Here is an 18331-nt window from a genome sequence, read left to right as displayed (position 1 = left end):
GGAATTTTGGGGAGACTAGGGGGCAAAGTATAAATAATTCCTGTAAAAGCAAATTCTTTTAACGCTTTTTGTTCATTTTATCATCAAAAATGCCTTTCCGGCCCCAAAATGTGAGCAGGAACAAATACCTCCGCCACTGAAAAACAGCTTTTTTTCATAAGGCCATTGGCGTAATTTTGAAGTCTGTTTTTAACGGCATAGTTCTGATGGCGGGAGTCCCTTCGATTTCCCCATGGTATGGGCCGGAACCAAATCCCAGTTTTTATGAATTTTACTATACTATAATATCATGAGCTTAGCTTCTGAACCGCAGAAAAAATCGAACTTCATCAGAGAAATCATTGACGAAGATCTGAAAACCAATAAATGGAACGGAAGGGTTCATACCCGCTTTCCGCCCGAGCCAAATGGCTACCTTCATATCGGTCATGCAAAGTCTATCTGCCTGAACTTCGGGCTGGCAGAGGATTATAAGGGGAAGTTCAATCTGCGGTTTGATGATACCAACCCGGAAAAAGAGGAGCAGGAGTATGTTGACTCCATTGTTGAGGATGTGCGCTGGCTTGGGGGCAATTTTGAAGACCGCCTCTTTTATGCATCCGACTATTTTGAGCAGATGTACGAATATGCGGTTGACCTGATTAAAAAGGGAAAAGCGTATGTGTGCGAACTAAACGGAGATGAAATCCGCGCCACCAGAGGCACACTCACTCAGCCCGGTACCGACAGCCCTTACCGGAACAGAAGCGTTGAAGAAAACCTTGACCTTTTCGCAAGAATGCGAAATGGTGAATTCCCAAACGGCGCCAAAACACTCCGTGCAAAAATTGATATGGCATCACCAAACATAAACCTGCGCGACCCGATAATGTACAGGATCGTTCACGCGGAACATCACCGCCAGGGGAACAAATGGTGTATATATCCGACCTACGACTGGGCTCATGGCATTGAGGACTCCCTGGAAGGCATCACCCACTCCATCTGCACACTTGAGTTTGAAAACCACCGGCCGCTTTATGACTGGTTTCTTGATGAGCTTGGTGTTTATCATCCGCAGCAAATTGAGTTCGCCCGGCTGAACCTCAGCTATACCGTAATGAGCAAACGGAAACTGCTTGAACTGGTAAAAAATAATTATGTGGACGGATGGGATGACCCGCGCATGCCAACCATCAGCGGCATGAGAAGAAGAGGATATACACCAGAATCACTCCGCAACTTTGCGGATATTATCGGGGTTGCCCGGCGTGATGCCCTTACTGATATTGCACTGCTTGAATATGCAATCCGTGAAGACCTGAACAAAAAAGCTCAGCGGGTTATGGGAGTGCTCAAACCACTTAAGGTTGTTCTGACCAATTATCCCGAAGACCTGACCGAAGAACTTGAAGGCATTAATAATCCCGAAGATTCCGCCATGGGCACACGTATGATTCCTTTTACCAGGGAGTTATATATAGAACAGGGTGATTTTATGGAAGTGCCCGTCCCAAAATATCACCGTCTCGCGCCAGGTATGGAAGTGCGTCTGCGCTATGCATATATCATCAAATGTGAAGAAGTCGTAAAAAATGAAGCAGGTGAAATCATTGAACTCCGCTGCACCTACGACCCCGAGACCCGCAGCGGCACCGGTACTTCACAGAAAAAAGTAAAAGGAACTATTCACTGGGTATCAGCAAAACATGCAGTCCCGGTTGAAGTGCGTCTCTACGACCGTCTCTTCACCACGGAAGATCCGGGCAGCGAAAAAGAAAAAGATTACAAGGAATATATAAACCCAAACTCGCTGGAAATTCTTGGCAGCTCAGTGGCTGAGCCATTTGTGAAAGACGCCAAACCGGGAGCAACATTTCAGTTCGAGCGGAACGGCTACTTTTGCGTTGACACGAAATACACAACAGCAGAAAAATTAGTCTTCAACAGGACGGTCACTCTTAAAGATACCTGGGCAAAGATGAAATAATTGATAATGGATAGTGGATAATGAAGAATGCAGAATTCTTCTTATCCGATCCGCATATATCCGTGTTGCTCTAGCATCCGTTTAATCCGCACCCCATTTAGAAGACTATACTCTGCGTTTATTTGCGAAATCTGCGGGAAAACTTTCCTGAGTGCCTCCGATCCGCATATATCCGTGCTGCTTTAGCATCCGTATAATCCGCGGGCTATTTGGAAGAACCTGATCAGCGGAAAAATTGTCTTCCTTTGTTTACGGCTCGCGCAAAGATCCTAAGGCACAAAGAATTCCGCGTTCATATGCGAAATCTGCGGGAAAACTTTCCTGAGCGCCTCCGATCCGCATATATCAGCGCTGCTTTAGCATCTGTTTAATCCGCACCCCATTTAGAAGACTATACTCTGCGTTTATCTGCGAAATCTGCGGGAAACTTTCCGAAGCAACTTTCGATCCGCAAATATCCGAGCTGCTATAGCATCTGTTTACGATCAGTGTGCCATTAAAAAGAGAAGGCGCGTTAAATACCGCGCCTTTCTCTCACTGGGGTTAAACCGCTCTCCAATTCATAATTCATACTTCATAATTCATAATTCAATTACATTTCGTCTTCGCCGGTCGTTTTAATTCTTCTTTCGCGGTATTTGGTATCAAGGCGGTAGCTCAGGCCAAGATATACAACCCGTGAATCAAACTTCCTGGTAGTATTCAGATAAAATCCCGCACCGGTTCCCTCTGATGCAAACTTCCTGGTATTGAATATATCACTCACACGCGCGGTAAGAGAGAGCTTTCCTTCAAAAAAGTCTTTCTTTCCGGCAAGATCAATACCATACATTTCCTTCACCTTACCCTGCGCCATCACGGTACTTCCTCCGCCGCCAAAACCCATCTGCATCGAAATTGATGGTGAATTATACATTCCCACCAGCTGAAGGGTGAAATCAGGAGATATAACAAAGTTTGCGTTAACTCTTGTTGTCCAGCTGTTGCCTTTATTATCAATCGGATTAGCCGCAGTGCCTCCCTTTACGCTTGCCTGATAATAAGAATAGGTTGCGCTTAACCGGAGCCACTTTGCAAGCGGCTGTATAAGAACCAGTTCCGTACCGATGTTTTTACCATCAGCAATATTTTCAAACGTTGAATACAGCGCGCCGTCCGGCTGCATGGAGCTGACCATGGAGATAATATCACCCGTCTGCTTATAAAACAAACTTGCTGTCAGCGAGGTGAATCCGAACGTACCCTGATATTCAAACTCAAGCGCATCGGTATACTGCGCTTTCAGGTTCGGATTACCGGCAACAATAAACGTTGAATCAGCCACATCGCGGAAGGGATTTAACTGACGGTTATTCGGGCGGTCAACGCGCTTACTGTAACTAAGGAGCAGGTCATTCCCCTGCGCAAGGTTATATCCGACATGTGCTGAAGGATATACCTGAAAATAATCACTTTCAAATTTCTGATTCTGTGAGGTAACATTTCCCTCGGCAATAAGCTGCTCCCCGCGGAGACCCAGCAGATATTTAAACTTCCCGATTTCACTGGTCAGCGTAGCGTAAACAGCATGAATCTGCTCGTCGTAATCAAAATAATTTTTCTGCGTTGCATCTTCAACCCAGCTTCCGCCGAGAAGATTATATGAATCATTCTTCGTTGAAAGATTCTTTATCTGGCTCTTAAAACCAGCTTCTAGTTTTGTTTTATCCGAAAACGGCTCAATATAATTGGTCTGAATAACCCACTGTTTATTGCTGTTTATTGATATACCATTGGTCATAAAGGGATCAAGGCCCGTGCCGGTCATTACATCCGTATCCTGTGTATATATCTCCTCATCCCGGTCCATGGAGAATGAATTGTACATTACGTCAGTAAGCAGTTCGCGGTCTTTCTTTTCGAAAGTACGCTTGTAGGTCATGGTGAAGTTGTTTGACTCCATCTCACGGTCTGCCGTAGTCTTGCGGATATATGAGCGCATGAGGGTATTGGCAGCATTAAAATTTTCATTCTCAAGCGTGTTGCGGAACGCGGGAGAGAACCAGCGGAACTGATATGCAAGAGTAAGAGTAGCCCGTTCGCTGAAATAATAATCAGCGCCAAAACCCGCCGTATGATTCTGGAAACGGTTGGTTCCGGCTGTATACTGATCAAGGAATGTTGTTCCTCCGCTCAGATAATTTTCTCGGAAGGTTTCCGATGAAAAATTCATGTAATTAAATCTGTTGTCATAATTGCCAAAGAAATTAAACTCCCCCTGCTTCAGATTAAAATTGATCGATGAGTTATATTTATCTCCGGTTCCCGCGTTAACGGAGGCAACACCGTTAAAGCCGTTGTTTCCTTTTTTCTTCAGTTTTATATTGATAATGCCGGCTGTGCCTTCAGGATCATACTTTGCACTCGGATTAGTCACCAGTTCAATGGCCTCGATGTTGCTTGCAGGAATCTGTGCCAGTATATCCGATGCGCTCAGGCCGCTCATTCCCGCGGGGCGCCCGTCAATGAGTATCGTAAGATTTGTGTTGCCCCGATAAGAAACTGTGCCGTCAGCATCCACCTGAATAGAGGGAACATTCTGCAGAACATCAGTTGCCGTACCCCCTGCCGAGGTGAGGTCTTTATCAACCGTAATTACTTTTTTATCAAGATGATTGGTAATCAGTTCTTTTTCAGCGTTAACCACCACTTCATCAAGATTTACCGAACTTGGCACAAGCAGCAAAGTGCCAAAATCAATTGAAGGATTCTTCGGGGTGATTAACAGATCCTTGAATACACGGGTCTGATATCCGATAAAAGAAACAGAAAGATCAAACTTTCCAGGAGTCAGTTTATCAAGGGTAAATGTGCCTTTGGGACTGGTAATGGTTCCGGCGGCTATTGAACCATCCTTCTGATTCGTGAGAACCAGGTTAACGTATTCGAGCGGCGATTTATCCAGGGAGTCAATCACCTTGCCGGTAATTTTCCCTTCAAAGTTCTGAAAGTTGGGGGCCTGTGCAAAGAGCGAAAAACTTATCAGCATCAGGGCTGCAATATGTCTGGTCATCTGTATCTTCTGAGAATAATTTATTGTTGATTAAAATGTGTACGGTGTTAGATGTATTTCCCCACCGAAGGGTTTAACTTTAAGAACACAAAAATCCTTATTTCCGTTTCTTTTTCCGGCAAAGAATGATGAGCGGATATTAGCCGGGATGAAGAAAGCACGCCAGGAGGTCAGCCGCATCCCTTTGAGTGTTCATAAAATGACCCGTTCTTCCGTTGGTGTGCTGAATTTTACCTCAAAAGGGGATTTTTTTTGAATCGTTTTACTCCGGAAAGCGGGTTATTTAGTATATCTGTTTTTGAAAATTTGTTTTGGCAAAAGGTTAATTTCCTGTATTTTGACAGGGAAACTCTTCTGCTTTGGGATGATTTTCACAGCAGATTAGTACTTTAACACTCAGAAAGTCCGGAGACATTTTATCGAATGACTGTTACAGACCAAGGAAAGCATTTTGCAATTTGCAATAATGCCCGCTGCCGTTCAACATTTCTGGTTGATCCGGCCGAAGACCCCGGGGAACTGGGGCACATCTGTCCAAGATGCAACAAAAAAACCCTCTCACACCATGTGGTACAGTGTTCGTCATGCGGCACGGTGGTTAATATGGTCCGTGCTTCCGACGCTGAGGAAAAAGTTACCTTCAACGTTGACAAATGCTCCCACTGCGGCGGCACCGTAGAGGATGAGTGGAATATAGAACCCCTCTATTTCCCAGACTCATACATTTAACAGTACAGGGGAGCTGCATCTGTGCAACTCCCCTGTTTTCAACCACTTAGAGACCCCGGCCTGATCCGGACGGAACCCGCTACCCTAAACTCACCTCTAAAAACCAGCTTGATAAATTACCTGGTTAATACAAATCTCCGGAGATTGTTGATAAAGCCGTTCTTCACAATTCACAATTCACAATTCACAATTCTTACTTCATAATTCATACTTCATAATTAACCATTCATCATTTTACCTCCCCCCTGAAGCATTATTTTCGTAATTTTAATGTTTATTTCTTTATAAAACCATAACATATAAGAGGATACGCTCTATGTCTAAAGCCCTGGCTAACGGCATGAAACTGATGACCCTGCTGCTTCTGGCCGGAATCATCGGATGCTCGCCGTCTCACCACACACAAACCTATGCTCCGGATACCAAACAGGAGTCCAATAACACCGCACCAACCTGGGTAAAGCTTGATACTGTTAAGGCAGGCAAGTTTGATACCGGAAGAATGTGGACTTTCGACTTCCCTCCGAAAGATCACCTGAAAGCTGAATATGATTTTCACGCAACCGACGAGTGGCTGGACAATGTCAGAATGGCAGCCCTCCGCTTTGCCAACTACTGCTCAGCTTCTTTCGTCTCGGAAGACGGTCTGATTATGACCAATCACCACTGCGCGCGCCAGAGCATTACTTCGGCTACCCGGGATGGTGAAGATCTTCACGGCAACGGATTCTGGGCTCCAACGCTTGCTGATGAAAGAAAAATTGAAGGCCTTTATGTTGATCAGCTCGTTGAAATTAAGGACATCACCTCTGAAATGCAGGCAGCTATTGATGCAGGCACCACTCAGAAAGAAAAAGATGACCTGAAAAAAGCAAAGAGCAAGGAACTTGAAGAAAAATACGCTAAAGAAACCGGCCTGAAATATCAGACCATCACTCTATTTAACGGCGGCAAATATTCCCTCTACGGGTTTAAGAGATATACCGATATCCGCCTGGTTTTTGCACCTGAAGAACAGATGGGCTTCTTCGGCGGCGATCCGGATAACTTCACCTACCCCCGTTATAATCTTGACTATACCTTTTTCCGTGCGTATGATGATAAAGGCGAACCGATTAAGTCAACCCACTTTTACAAGTGGAGCACCGACGGCCCGAAATGGGGCGAACCGATTTTTGTTGTCGGGAACCCTGGCACCACCAACCGTCTGAAAACCGTTGCTCAGCTTGAGTACTTCCGTGATATAGCTTATCCGCTGCAGCTTGAAGTGCTTGGCTCGCTTGCTGCTGTATACGGCGAAATGATTGCTGAATATCCAGAGAGAGAGCTTGAACTTTCCGATCAGTATTTCGGCATTATGAACTCACAGAAAGCATTCAACGGAATCCTCGGCGGACTGAGAGATCCCTACCTGATGCAGAAAAAATATGACTTTGAAAAGAATTTCAAAAACGAAGTAATGAAGAAGCCCGCGCTTTCTTCCTACTATGGTCTCTGGGATTCCATCAAAGCAGTTCGTGAAGAACTGAGAACGTTCGCGAAAAAATCATTCGCTTATAATCTGAACCCGAACTTCACTTCAAAATATTTCTTCTTTGCAAAAGCGCTGATTGACCTCGCAAAAGAAATGAAGAAGCCGGAAGATGAACGTCAGCCGATGTTCAAGGGGGATATGCTTCAGAAGTATAAAGATAACCTCTGGCCTGAAAAGTTTGATAAGCCGCTCAGCGACAAACAGCTTCAGCAGAATATCCGCGTCTTCCAGATGGTGCTCGGCAATAATGATCCGCTCGTTACAAAACTCAGCGGCGGCAAAACCGGTAAAGCAGCAGCAGACTATGCACTCGCAAATGCAAAAGTCACCACCAAAGAAGGTGTGCTTGAACTTGCAAACAAGAGCCCTGAAGAAATACTCTCCAGCAATGACCCGTTCATTCAGTATGTGCTTGCGACATTCGACCAGGGAACTGCATTCATGCAGAGATCACGCGCGCTCAACTTAAAAGAATCTGATTACAATCAGCAGCTTGGCCGCGCGCTCTTTGAAGTGTACGGCACCTCCATTCCGCCTGATGCAACATTCTCACTCAGAATCTCAGACGGCGTGCTGAAAAAATATAACTATAACGGAACCACTGCTCCGGTGTTCACCACCTTCTTCGGACTCTACGACCGTTACTATTCACATGAAGGCAAATTCCCGTGGAATCTTCCTGAGAAGTGGGTAAATCCTCCCGCAGAGCTTGATCTTGAGACCCCGATGAACTTTGTAGCAACAAACGACATCATCGGCGGCAACTCCGGTTCAGCTATGATTAACTCAAAAGGTGAAGTAGTAGGTATTGCATTCGACGGCAACATCGAAAGCCTGCCGGGACAGTTCATCTTTGATGAAACAGCAAACAGAACCGTTGCGGTACACTCCTCCGGTATATATGAATCCGTAGCAGATGTTTACAAAGCCACACGCCTTGCAAACGAACTGAAGAACGGAAAAATGAATCCGGCAGACAAAACCAAAACCGACAAACAGGCTCAGTAAGAATTAACACCCCTGTTAAAAACAAAAAACCCGGTCAGCAATGGCCGGGTTTTTTTGTATATACGCCTTCAAAGGACAATAAGGACAGCAAGGACAATAACGACTGCGTCGCTAATTTCCCTGGTTGTTGTTTCGGTGATCTATTCTGACCTTGGTCATTCTTTCACGAAGACCGCCTTCTTTAATGAAAGATTCCTCTAAAGATTTAATTTGATTATTCAGGAGGAAGCTTGCCACTCTTATCAAACCAATCATAGTATTGGCACAAATTTCAGGATTTTCATTTTCAATTGCCTTACGGAAAGTCTCATAAGCAGCATCGGGAATTCTGTTTAATTCTCTGAGGCGGGCAACCAGTTCGTGGTCTATATCCCAAATCTGATAATTATTTTTTCTTATAAAATCTTCATAATCAATTCTCAGTTCTTCTAAAGAAGCTCTTGCAACATTGGTAAGCTTAATCTCAGTTTCTTTGGAAGTAGCAGAGGCTATGCTAGCTTCCGCAATATTCTGTTTACCGCTTCTGGCTGCCTGCACCATTTGATCTACTGTGCGGTCATAGCTTTTAAAGAACCGTTTGGTAAAATAAATTGTCCCGTCATAAATAATCTCGGCTTTCTGATAGCTTTTCAGTTTCCGGTACCCGCCATGTTTAGGAATAAAACCCTTCGGGTTTTTATTGTTGTCTTCCATTAAAATTCATTCCTTCTAGTTTTCACCTTTTTTGAGAATCGTGTTTTTTACCTGTAATTGCTTTCTTTCCGGTTCTTCCAGTTCTTGTCCTTGTTCTCCTTCTTGTCCTTGTTGTCCTTCCAGTCCTTGCTGTCCTTCTCATCCTCGCTGTCCTTCTCATCCTCGTTGTCCTTCCAGTCCTTGTTATCCTTCCAGTCCTTGTTGTCCTTTCTGTCCTTGTTGTCCTTCCAGTCCTTGTTGTCCTTTCTGTCCTTGCTGTCCTTCCAGTCCTTGCTGTCATTCCAGTCCTTGCTTTCCTTCCTGTCCTTCTTGTCCTTTCCGTCCTTCATATCCTTACTGTCCTTCTCGTCCTTGTTGTCCTTGTTGTCCTTCCAGTCCTTGTTGTCCTTGTTGTCCTTCCTGTCCCTCTTGTCTTTTTAGTCCTTCTTGTCCTTAAAACCAATTCTCTCAAGCAACCAGCTTTTTACAATCAGCAATCACTTTCAGCAATTCTTCATTATTCTTTAGCTCTTTTTCACGATTCTTGAACAACTGTTCAATGTTATCCAATTCATCCGTAATATCCTTCAGCAACTGATCAGCCAGAGAATCTTTCAAATTTTGTATGCTGCTTTTAATTTTAACGAACTCCTTAACCAGGTTCCCCTCAATAAACTCAAAAATACTGTGCAAAGCATCATTCATAGCTAACTGAAGAGAACTTTTTTCTGAGCCATCACGTATTTCTCCGCTAAACGAAGATGTTAAATTCTTGATTTCATTCTTAATATCAATTTTTATCACTGGTATCTCGACCGAATTCAGAGTCTTTTCAACCAGCAGACGGAAATAAGCAGGGTCAAAATCATCATCGGTTGTATCAAAATTTTGGACAACCACAGTGAGCAATTCTCTTTTAGTTTTACTTAAATTAAGCGATTCATTTAATTTCTCCTCAATACTTGTACTTGTGTCATTCGCATAATTCCTGATGTTCTCAATCGCATCACTTACATCCAGATAGGTATAGGTAGCGGTATATTTATATGCCACCATTTTAGTGGTCCCCCAAGTCCAAGGTCTCCAGAACGAGGAAGCGGATACCTCATTATATCCTGTCCTTTCTTCGGTGCCTGTTCTTTCTGTAATTCTGGAATAAGTTCTCATGGTCTTGCGAATGTCACTAAAAAGCTCGGTTTTCAATTTCTCTAAATTTAACGCGACTCCGCCAAATATATTCTCTATATCGGCCTGAATTTTATGCTTGAGTGAGAGCGTGTGTTTTTTACTCTCTTTTAATCTGGCGATATCATTAGCGGAAAGAATTGTTATTCGCTTTTCAACCTTAGATTTTAATGCATCCAATTCACCGTTAACTTCTGCTACTGAAGTGGGGATAAAATGCACGGCTTTTGCTTCTAACGTCTTGTCCTTATTTTCGACAATTTCTGAAAAAACACTGTTCACAGTCTTGAAATTACCCAGTGTATGCAGCATTTCTTTGTTTAATTTTTTTTCATATTCTGAAATGCCTGCGAACACAACCATCTCCTCCTCATTATAATATGCCCTCTCCTTTTTAGCCATGTTATGAGCCATTGAGGAAATCAGTATCGGTTTTTTGCAATTAGCGATCACCTCAAGAATTGAATCTTTAACATTTCTCTCCTTCATTTTTTCAATTAACTTTTCGAATTCGGAATTTGCCCTTTCCATAAGCCGCTTTTTGTTATCCGCATCTGCTTTTTGATAACTGCCTTTTTCCCAAATAGAATCATTTATTGACGAATCATACTGACTGCCAATCAGATACATTTTACTGACCCCTTTTTGAGGCAGTTGTCTGGTTAAAAGCTCCATATCGGTTTTATCTAAAAATTTTGGGCATCTGCTCAGAAAGAAAACCACATCACAGTATTCGATAAACTGCCTTGTTTTATCAGTGCGGGAAACTATCGGATCATTCATTCCTGGAGTATCCACTATTTCAATATTCTTAATCTTCTCATTATTAATGGTCATCTGGAGCGATTTTACCAGAGGCGTTATCTTGCCGTCTGCGCCGGCAAAATCGTTTAATCTTCCAAGTAGTTCATCATAAGTCGAAAACTCAATCCTGTAGTCATTTTTGCCAAGATATTCCTCAACACTGATGCCTTGTTTCTGTACCATCCCTACAATTTCTTTTGCAACCTTTATTTCATCAGTTTCAATCTCTGCGGCAGAACTGGCGAGTTTAACTAATTCATCCCATTCACTTTTGGAATAAAAATCAATTTCCAGAAAGTTGGTATCTCCGTATTTAATAACCGTAAGATTCGCGGTTTTCGGTGTAGCAGCCCTTGGCAATACATCCTGTCCGTCAAAAAGCATGGTGTTCAGGAATGTTGATTTACCTGCCTTTACCTGCCCTATAACGGCAATACGAAGTTTCCTGTCCTCACGGTAAAAATCATTTGTCTTATTTGCAAAATGATCCTTAATTTTAACAAACGACTGTGAAGAATCTTCATGCTTCTTAAGCGAATTTATTATCTTATCAATCTTTGATGCATATTCATCAAATACCTTTTCAATTGCCTGAGTTTTGGTAAACATTTTTGTAATTTCTCCTTAGTATTCTAATAATTGCTTTAGCCCTCTTTGAGGGGAGCTTCCTTCCGTAACTACTTGCGGAAAACCCTTGAACGATATTCTAATTTTAATATCCTCAGATTGAAATAGATCGAGGAAATTTTGAATCAACTTCTTTGTTTCTGAATTTACTAGAGGGGATTCTAACTTTTGCTTTAACTCTTCACGTTCAAACCAGTTCTGGTCTTGTAGAGCCCTATCAAATAAAACCACACTTACTTTTTTATCTTTTGAATTTGCAATTGCAGCCAGAATTTTTGAACGATAAACCACATCATCTTCTGAACATTTGTATCCAATAAAAAGTAAATGATTGGCTTTTATAAGCTGCACAGTTAATTCATAGAGCGATTCTTCAAGAATTGGCGGATATTTATCTTTGAAGGCAGTTTGCATTATTAGCGGAGTATCTACCATTCTCATAATATTTTTGCAGCAATAGCACTCAAGGGCGTCAAAATGCCCCCTCTTAAAAGATTTGGATTCAGCTTCTGTAAGCAGTCCCTGAGAATAAAAATCGTTGAATTCAGGGAGAATGCCAGGTCCGAAGTAATTCAGCAAATTGTCGATCCCCCTAACCACAAAATTTGTCTTTCGGCAAACCGGGCACATTCGAAAAGCAAGACTGCCATGGGGAAAAAGAAATTTGCCGACCCTCATTAATCTTGAGGGATATTCTGAATCATTAACACGGATAGCGATTGATTCATGTCCCTGATACCAGACTTTCCCCACATCGTTTTTATTATCTTTTCTCAAACTTCCTATTGTCAGACCAAAATCATTAAACAAACGGAGCCGCAAACAATTATTCCCAAGATAAGGCGTCATTCCACTATGATTAAAGTCTTTATGCGCCTTAAATATCATTCCCAATATTAAAGGTTCCCAATTGAATGAAACAACAGAATATCCAAAATTTACAAAATCAGGATCAGTAAAATCACCAGAGTGCTTTTTTCCTAATTCAATACTTTCTAATCTTGTGTATTCAACCAACTCATTAACAAAACTTAGGTACGGTATAGTTTTTTGCGGAGATTTTATGGCATTAGCTGTCTGGCACATCAAAATTGTATGAATTACTACATTCAGTAAACTGCGCGCTTTCCTAATTCTGGTCAAATCAAAGAATTTTGCTTCTGCTTGTAGGCCTCCCTGATCTTTAATTAAGAGATCAATGGTTGAGTAGAGCAGCATTAAATCAACCTTCTTTTCTGTTTGATTGGCAGTTATACTTACTAAATGAGACAGACATTCATAGTCATAGATAGAAGATAAACCACGCAGGCTAAACTTAAGCTCTTCAGGATTTAAATCGTAGATACTAGCATATTCAGATGCTTTCCGCTCAATCTCGGAATCCATTTTAGCAGGATCCAACAATTTTAATAAAGTATTGAATCCCTTGTTATGATCATCTTCAAAAGAATTCTCGTAAAAATCTTCTGTCTTACTGCTGAAAAGCGAATAAATAATTCGATTTAGCTCTTCTGTTGCACCCATTATTTGAGCTGTTGCGCCAGCTCCAATAAATATGAGTGACTTATTTTTCAAGATCTAACTCAATTGAATCAATCCGAATGGCTGTGCCCTCCTTAAAGATATCTTTAATATTATCTGTTTCAAAAATTAATGACACTATCATACGATTCTCAAAAACAGAGAGCACAAATCCCGCATCTACCGTTGCTTCGAATAGGTATTCTCCTTTCGCTATTAACTTTGCATTATCATTTTCTGAAATATCCTTATTTACAGCCAGAATATTTTCATTCAAGTAAATATCTTTGTAGTTCATTTCAAACTTAACAACCGAACTATTTGCACAGCAAACAATATTTACTTTTTTAATCGTGCCTCGGACTATCCATTTCATAACTCTTCTCCTTTTATTGAAACATATTTGTAGATTCATAAATTTTACTTCCATCGTTATTAAAAAACAAGGCCGAACCATTCCTGCTGTAGTTATTTGATTTTGCATAACAATCTTTATACAGATTACCCCGAACTGTTCCAGAAGATCTTACAATACAAGCAACAAAGCCACTTGGAGTATATTGCTCATCATCGCTTTCATGGTTCCTTATGTAACATTCATGAAACACACAATTCTCCATTGTGAAAGTGGTATTTGTTAATAAAAAAATTCCTCCAGACTTATGAATATTTTTCCAACTACTATAAAATTTATAACCGCAATTTTCAAAATGCGAATCTTTAACGATTAAAGAAGTTATGGTATCAAAAATCATCACTTTTGTGCTAAAATTAGAGAATTTTGACTGCTGAATTTTAACATTACCAGTATTAGTAACAAAAATTGGGTTATTTTCGCCTCCTTCGATCTCACAATTTATAAATTCTACTGTTTCAAGTCCTTCAAATTTTAATGCAACATTATCCTTAATGGAAATTTTTGCATTGTCGAATCTAATGTGTTTCTTTAAGAATATTTTATCATTTTCATATAGTACATCTCCAGTGATTGTTTCAAAAGTTTCCGGATTTACGAAGTTTGGCACAAAACTCTTAATCAGGTAATCAAAATTCAAATCGAATTTATTTGATTCGAGGAATTTGTTTATCAGCTCAATTTTTCTTAAGAAAACTACCGAAATGAGCTTTGAGATTTTATCAACATCTTCTTTAACAATCAGCAACAGCTCCGATATTTCGGCTACAAGTTCAATTTCCTTATCATGCAGCACGCCATCACTTGCCGCCACTACTAATGAATCAGCTAAAAAGCAATGGCTATAGTCGTTACCGCTGAAGGCCTTTATAAATTCATCAATCATTTTCTGATCTATTTCAAGTCCCATTTTAACAACTTTTGCAAATTCAGAGTTGAGCTCCATTCCTAACATCACTCTTTTAATATAATTGGTTTCACCCTCTGCCAACTTACCATCGTATGCAGCAACACTGCATAACAATGCCACATATAATTCCTTAAGATATTCGCTCTCTTTTGTTAACGGATGCCTGGTAAGTTTATAGACTTCATTTTTCTTTTCTTTGAAATATGCTCTTGCCTTATCAATATTATCAATTTTTATTCGAGATTCAGCCATTTCTTAATACTCCTTTTGATTTTGACGATTAATCGTATTTCTTAAATTTTTCCTGATTGTTTGTGTGAATAATTTGTTATTTTCTTCTACTGGCAGAAAATTACCTCCAAGATTGCTCCTTATACTTCCCGAAGAAGATACATGCATATTCAAAGCACCGTCTTCTATCACCAGTTGTTCAGTGATTGTATCTTCAATTATCTTTGAATACTTTTGACCCCACACTAAAATTTCTTCGTTTTTTTGTAATTCTGTCAATTGGTTCTGCAGGATATGGAAATAATCTCCGGTTTTTATTCCTCTCTTGTCTTTATTCTTTCGCACTAAATTGAAGATATCAAGGGATTTGAAGGAAAGTAAATCCAGTTCTGATGGTTCAGGCATCTCAATACCATATTTATCGGCAACCGATTTGATTTCCTTAAAAAAGAGATCTTTAATTTCTTTTAGATTTTTTTCTTTATCCCTGTAGTTTTTCAAGAAAATTTTTATCTCATTGCTTAGATTTGTAAATGCTTCATTCACCTCTGGAATATCAGAGAACGTCATTCCCGTATTAATCCAGTTAAGTCGCCTGGATTCATTCCTTATTTGTTCCTCGAAATATTCGATACATTCTACAAATAAAATCTTAAAATCCCTGGCAAAGGTTGAGGCGTATTCCTGTTTATTCCAGTTTGCAAGAAGTTTCTGAATCTGTTCCTTCCCAAACTTCTCAGGGTATCTGCAGGAAAACGGTATCACATCAAGAGGAAATATTCCCCTATTAGTAAGATTTTGTTTTACCAGCCCGACAATGTCAGAAACATCTGACTCTGCTCTTTTGTCAGATTTATTTACAATAACCGCAAAAGGAATACCGCTGTTCAAGGATTGCAGGAATTTAATATCCTCATCGGTGATTGTACCTTCTTCCGCACTTACGAACCATAAAATAAAATTGGCTGAATTAAGCTGTGTTCTGGCAATATTTTCATCGGTTTTCTTTGAGTAATTTTCTGACTCAGGTTTAGAGTAGCCGGGCGTATCAAGAAATGAAATTGACTTAAATGGCTGCTCCGGAGTTTCAACAAATATGGTCTCCAGTAAATGCCCGAACTTCACATTGTATTCTGAAGTAAAGCCATGTGAAATGATTTTCAACTCTTCAATTGCCAGATCTACCTTTTTATTAAAAACGTTTATTCCTATCGCACTCTCCTTTGCCCCATGAATCACATACGTCGGCACTGATGTTGAAGGATCTATCTCTGAAGGTAACATCCGGTTTTTAAGAAGTGCATTTATAAAACTGGACTTTCCTGTGCTGAAACCACCCCCAAGAGTAACAGTGTTTTTGCCAATAAGTTTGTCAAAAAGAATAAAGTCCGTAAATTTTTCAAAAGTATATTTGAAATCCGAGTAAATTTCTGCAAAATTTGAGGGGGCGTAGTCCTTCATTGCCTCCGGAAGGTCGGTATTAATAATCTTATTCAGACCGGCAATATCCTGCAAAAAGCTTTCCCCCTCGCCGTTCTGAACAATTTTACTGACTAAGTTAAAAGCGGTTGTATAATTAATAGAATCCATATTGCACTAATTTTTTAGTTCCTGAATCTGGCTTAAGTCTTCCTGCAGCTCAGCAAGCACTGAATTCTGCTCTTCAATTGCTTTATTTTTTTGCGCTCTTAAATCATCCAATGCCTTTTCTTTCATTTCTTTGTCCTTAGTTATTGACTCGTGGAGTTTATCCACAATTTCCGAAAGATGCGCCGCAATGGATGTTCTGAACGATGCTATTGCCTGTGAGGATACTTGCGGCACTATTTCATTTCTTACTTTTTCCTCAGCAGTTCTTCTTGCATCATCCTGCTTTTTCTTTTCAAAGAAAATGTCCGTTATTACCGACAATACACCCGCGACAAGTGCCCCGATTGGTCCTGCAAATGCAAACCCTATACCTGCCAGGATAAGCGGGGTGACCTTTTTTATTGAGTCTTTCATCAGATCATTAACTTTTCCTTTTATCGGGTCAGAATCCAGATGAGAATTAATTTCTAACTCAATACCCGACAAATCAGATACCGTGTTAAAAAAGCGCTGAATTCTTGGGGTAATTTCTGTCTGAATGCTTTCCAGGATTGAAACGCGCACAAGCGAATTAATCTGCGTTTTGGGGTCACGGTTAGCCAATAAATCAGAAACTATTGAGGCGGTTGACCCCTCAAGCCGCATTTTAATTTTCCCCTCTGCAAGCGTGATACATTTTTCAATATCGGAACTGAGTGTTTCTTTCTCCTTGTCTATCTTTATCTCCAGCTCTTCAATTTGCTTTTTAAGAAGTTTTTCTTTTTCAGCAATTTCTTCAATCGTAAAATCGTCTTTATTGACTCTGGTAGTAAGATATTTTTCAATGACACTAATTGCTGAATTAAGCTTCTGCGATACTGCATTCTCGAAAATTGAATCCGCCTGATTCTGAATTTCAGTTAAGAATTTTCTGACCTGCTCAACATCCTGCTTCCTTGCTGAAGCCGTTGTTATTTGAAATTTACCAACACCGGTGTATTGCTCCATCTTATTCTTAACATCCTCAAACATCGCATCAACATCAGACTTCGAACGCTTGTCTGTTTTTGTCAGTACAACCAGGATTGGCACACTCAGCAGCTTCAACTCTTTCAGGAAAAGAATAACACTTTCGGTCAGCCCCTGTTCAGAATCAACTGTTATTATATACGCCAGACTATTCAGCAGATAATCATCAATCGCTCTGTTATGTGCCTCAATACCGGAATCAAGTCCGGGCATATCAACCAGAGTTACCGAAGGTATCTCCTTCAAAAACGGCACATTCAGAAATGCTTTAACAAGCTTTGTATCAGAGTAAAGAAATTTATTTTCTCTGATTTCTTTGACTTGCGCAGCTAACCATTTGCCTTCAGTTAACCGTTGGCACTGCTCGTTTGGTGAGTACCTTATCTCAGTAGGGATAGCGGTTTCAGGAGTTATTTCAACCGGCATCAGGTTTAAACTAAGAACAGCATTTATCAGCGAACTTTTCCCTGATGAAAACCCTCCGATTACCGGCGTTACAACTGAGAAATCACTTATTCCGGCAATCAGTTGTTGAATATCATTTAACCCCAGAGAATATTTTTCGTAGTAACTTTTTAATTTTTCAGATTTACTCTTAAAGTTTGCTTTTTTATTCTCGATACTCATAGCCGTGCCTTTTTAATTGTTGTTACATTTGATTAAGAATTAGAGAATTGCCACCCGGGCAGCATTTGTCTGGAGAAAATTTATTAGATTGGTCAGATGAGAGGATTTTTTGAACCGGATTCTCAATTTGCGAGTTATTTATCGAAACTGAATTCGGAAGAGAAAAAATGAAATATTTGAGGTTTTTGGGGATTCCGCCCTTTCCCAATGGTTTCATGTTTTACAAAACCATATGAAATGCATTGGGAGGTTTGATTTGGGTAAGTAATACCCATTCTGTAAAAATCATGTGGTTACTCCTCTGGTTTTCAGCCCAGCTATTAAAATTTTCCTTTGTTAAAAACTTCGTCCAAAAAAGATATCAAATCCTTTCCTGACAAAATAAGAGATTCACGTAAAATGGCAAGCATTTTTCTTAAAATTAGTGACTTTCATTCCCTGAAAACTCT

The 18331-nt window shown here is 40.5% G+C and carries 12 protein-coding genes; 3 read left to right on the top strand and 9 right to left on the bottom strand.

Annotation, left to right across the window (positions count from 1 at the left end; all coding sequences use genetic code 11):
• Positions 1-289: 289 nt before the first annotated feature.
• Positions 290-1969: a glutamine--tRNA ligase/YqeY domain fusion protein gene (locus HRU80_05310; GenBank protein QOJ28326.1), complete on the top strand. Its 1680-nt coding sequence runs from the start codon at positions 290-292 to the stop codon at positions 1967-1969.
• A 592-nt stretch (positions 1970-2561) separates the two neighbouring features.
• On the opposite strand, the gene HRU80_05305 is transcribed toward HRU80_05310, so the two are convergent.
• Positions 2562-5021 (bottom strand): TonB-dependent receptor, encoded by a 2460-nt coding sequence (locus HRU80_05305; protein QOJ28325.1) that lies wholly within the window; start codon positions 5019-5021, stop codon positions 2562-2564.
• 423 nt (positions 5022-5444) lie between these two features.
• Here HRU80_05305 and HRU80_05300 point away from each other — a divergent pair, with 423 nt between their 5' ends.
• Both HRU80_05300 and HRU80_05295 read left to right on the top strand, forming a co-directional pair.
• Positions 5445-5750 (top strand): hypothetical protein, encoded by a 306-nt coding sequence (locus tag HRU80_05300; protein ID QOJ28324.1) that lies wholly within the window; start codon positions 5445-5447, stop codon positions 5748-5750.
• A 316-nt stretch (positions 5751-6066) separates the two neighbouring features.
• Positions 6067-8292 carry a S46 family peptidase gene (locus tag HRU80_05295; GenBank protein QOJ28323.1) on the top strand — a complete coding sequence of 742 codons (2226 nt, stop codon included), beginning with the start codon at positions 6067-6069 and terminating at the stop codon, positions 8290-8292.
• 111 nt (positions 8293-8403) lie between these two features.
• Here the strand turns inward: HRU80_05295 and HRU80_05290 are convergent, their stop codons facing one another.
• The 8 genes from HRU80_05290 to HRU80_05255 form a co-directional block, all read right to left on the bottom strand.
• A complete protein-coding gene (locus HRU80_05290) occupies positions 8404-8985 on the bottom strand; it encodes a four helix bundle protein (GenBank protein ID QOJ28322.1) in 582 nt (193 codons plus the stop codon).
• A gap of 47 nt (positions 8986-9032) precedes the next feature.
• Positions 9033-9314, bottom strand: coding sequence for a hypothetical protein (locus HRU80_05285; protein QOJ28321.1), 282 nt, complete (start codon positions 9312-9314; stop codon positions 9033-9035).
• Positions 9315-9432: 118 nt separating this feature from the next.
• Positions 9433-11562, bottom strand: coding sequence for a dynamin family protein (locus HRU80_05280; protein ID QOJ28320.1), 2130 nt, complete (start codon positions 11560-11562; stop codon positions 9433-9435).
• Between the two features lie 15 nt (positions 11563-11577).
• Positions 11578-13155 (bottom strand): hypothetical protein, encoded by a 1578-nt coding sequence (locus HRU80_05275; protein ID QOJ28319.1) that lies wholly within the window; start codon positions 13153-13155, stop codon positions 11578-11580.
• Positions 13145-13477, bottom strand: a complete 333-nt coding sequence (locus tag HRU80_05270; GenBank protein ID QOJ28318.1) for a hypothetical protein — start codon at positions 13475-13477, stop codon at positions 13145-13147. Before HRU80_05270 ends, HRU80_05275 begins: the two co-directional genes overlap by 11 nt.
• 13 nt (positions 13478-13490) lie before the next feature.
• Entirely contained in the window at positions 13491-14678 is a 1188-nt protein-coding gene (locus HRU80_05265) for a TerB family tellurite resistance protein (GenBank protein QOJ28317.1), read from the bottom strand.
• A 3-nt stretch (positions 14679-14681) separates the two neighbouring features.
• Positions 14682-16247 carry a dynamin family protein gene (locus HRU80_05260; GenBank protein ID QOJ28316.1) on the bottom strand — a complete coding sequence of 522 codons (1566 nt, stop codon included), beginning with the start codon at positions 16245-16247 and terminating at the stop codon, positions 14682-14684.
• A 6-nt stretch (positions 16248-16253) separates the two neighbouring features.
• The gene (locus HRU80_05255) at positions 16254-17882 is read right to left on the bottom strand and encodes a dynamin family protein (GenBank protein QOJ28315.1); all 1629 of its coding nucleotides are present in this window, start codon (positions 17880-17882) and stop codon (positions 16254-16256) included.
• Positions 17883-18331 lie beyond the last annotated feature (449 nt).

It is taken from the genome of Ignavibacteriales bacterium (assembly GCA_015709675.1).
GTDB lineage: Bacteria > Bacteroidota > Ignavibacteria > Ignavibacteriales > Ignavibacteriaceae > H2-BAC3.
The sequence above is the reverse complement of the archived record's forward strand: the minus strand, read 5'-3'. Positions and strand labels throughout refer to the sequence as shown.

Bases quoted from the DNA above. Each gene is read 5' to 3' on its own strand.
- HRU80_05300 (QOJ28324.1), top strand. From the start codon at position 5,445: ATGACTGTTACAGACCAAGGAAAGCATTTTGCAATTTGCAATAATGCC.
- HRU80_05290 (QOJ28322.1), bottom strand. From the start codon at position 8,985: ATGGAAGACAACAATAAAAACCCGAAGGGTTTTATTCCTAAACATGGC.
- HRU80_05305 (QOJ28325.1), bottom strand. From the start codon at position 5,021: ATGACCAGACATATTGCAGCCCTGATGCTGATAAGTTTTTCGCTCTTT.
- HRU80_05285 (QOJ28321.1), bottom strand. From the start codon at position 9,314: ATGAAGGACGGAAAGGACAAGAAGGACAGGAAGGAAAGCAAGGACTGG.
- HRU80_05255 (QOJ28315.1), bottom strand. From the start codon at position 17,882: ATGAGTATCGAGAATAAAAAAGCAAACTTTAAGAGTAAATCTGAAAAA.
- HRU80_05280 (QOJ28320.1), bottom strand. From the start codon at position 11,562: ATGTTTACCAAAACTCAGGCAATTGAAAAGGTATTTGATGAATATGCA.
- HRU80_05270 (QOJ28318.1), bottom strand. From the start codon at position 13,477: ATGAAATGGATAGTCCGAGGCACGATTAAAAAAGTAAATATTGTTTGC.
- HRU80_05265 (QOJ28317.1), bottom strand. From the start codon at position 14,678: ATGGCTGAATCTCGAATAAAAATTGATAATATTGATAAGGCAAGAGCA.
- HRU80_05295 (QOJ28323.1), top strand. From the start codon at position 6,067: ATGTCTAAAGCCCTGGCTAACGGCATGAAACTGATGACCCTGCTGCTT.
- HRU80_05260 (QOJ28316.1), bottom strand. From the start codon at position 16,247: ATGGATTCTATTAATTATACAACCGCTTTTAACTTAGTCAGTAAAATT.
- HRU80_05310 (QOJ28326.1), top strand. From the start codon at position 290: ATGAGCTTAGCTTCTGAACCGCAGAAAAAATCGAACTTCATCAGAGAA.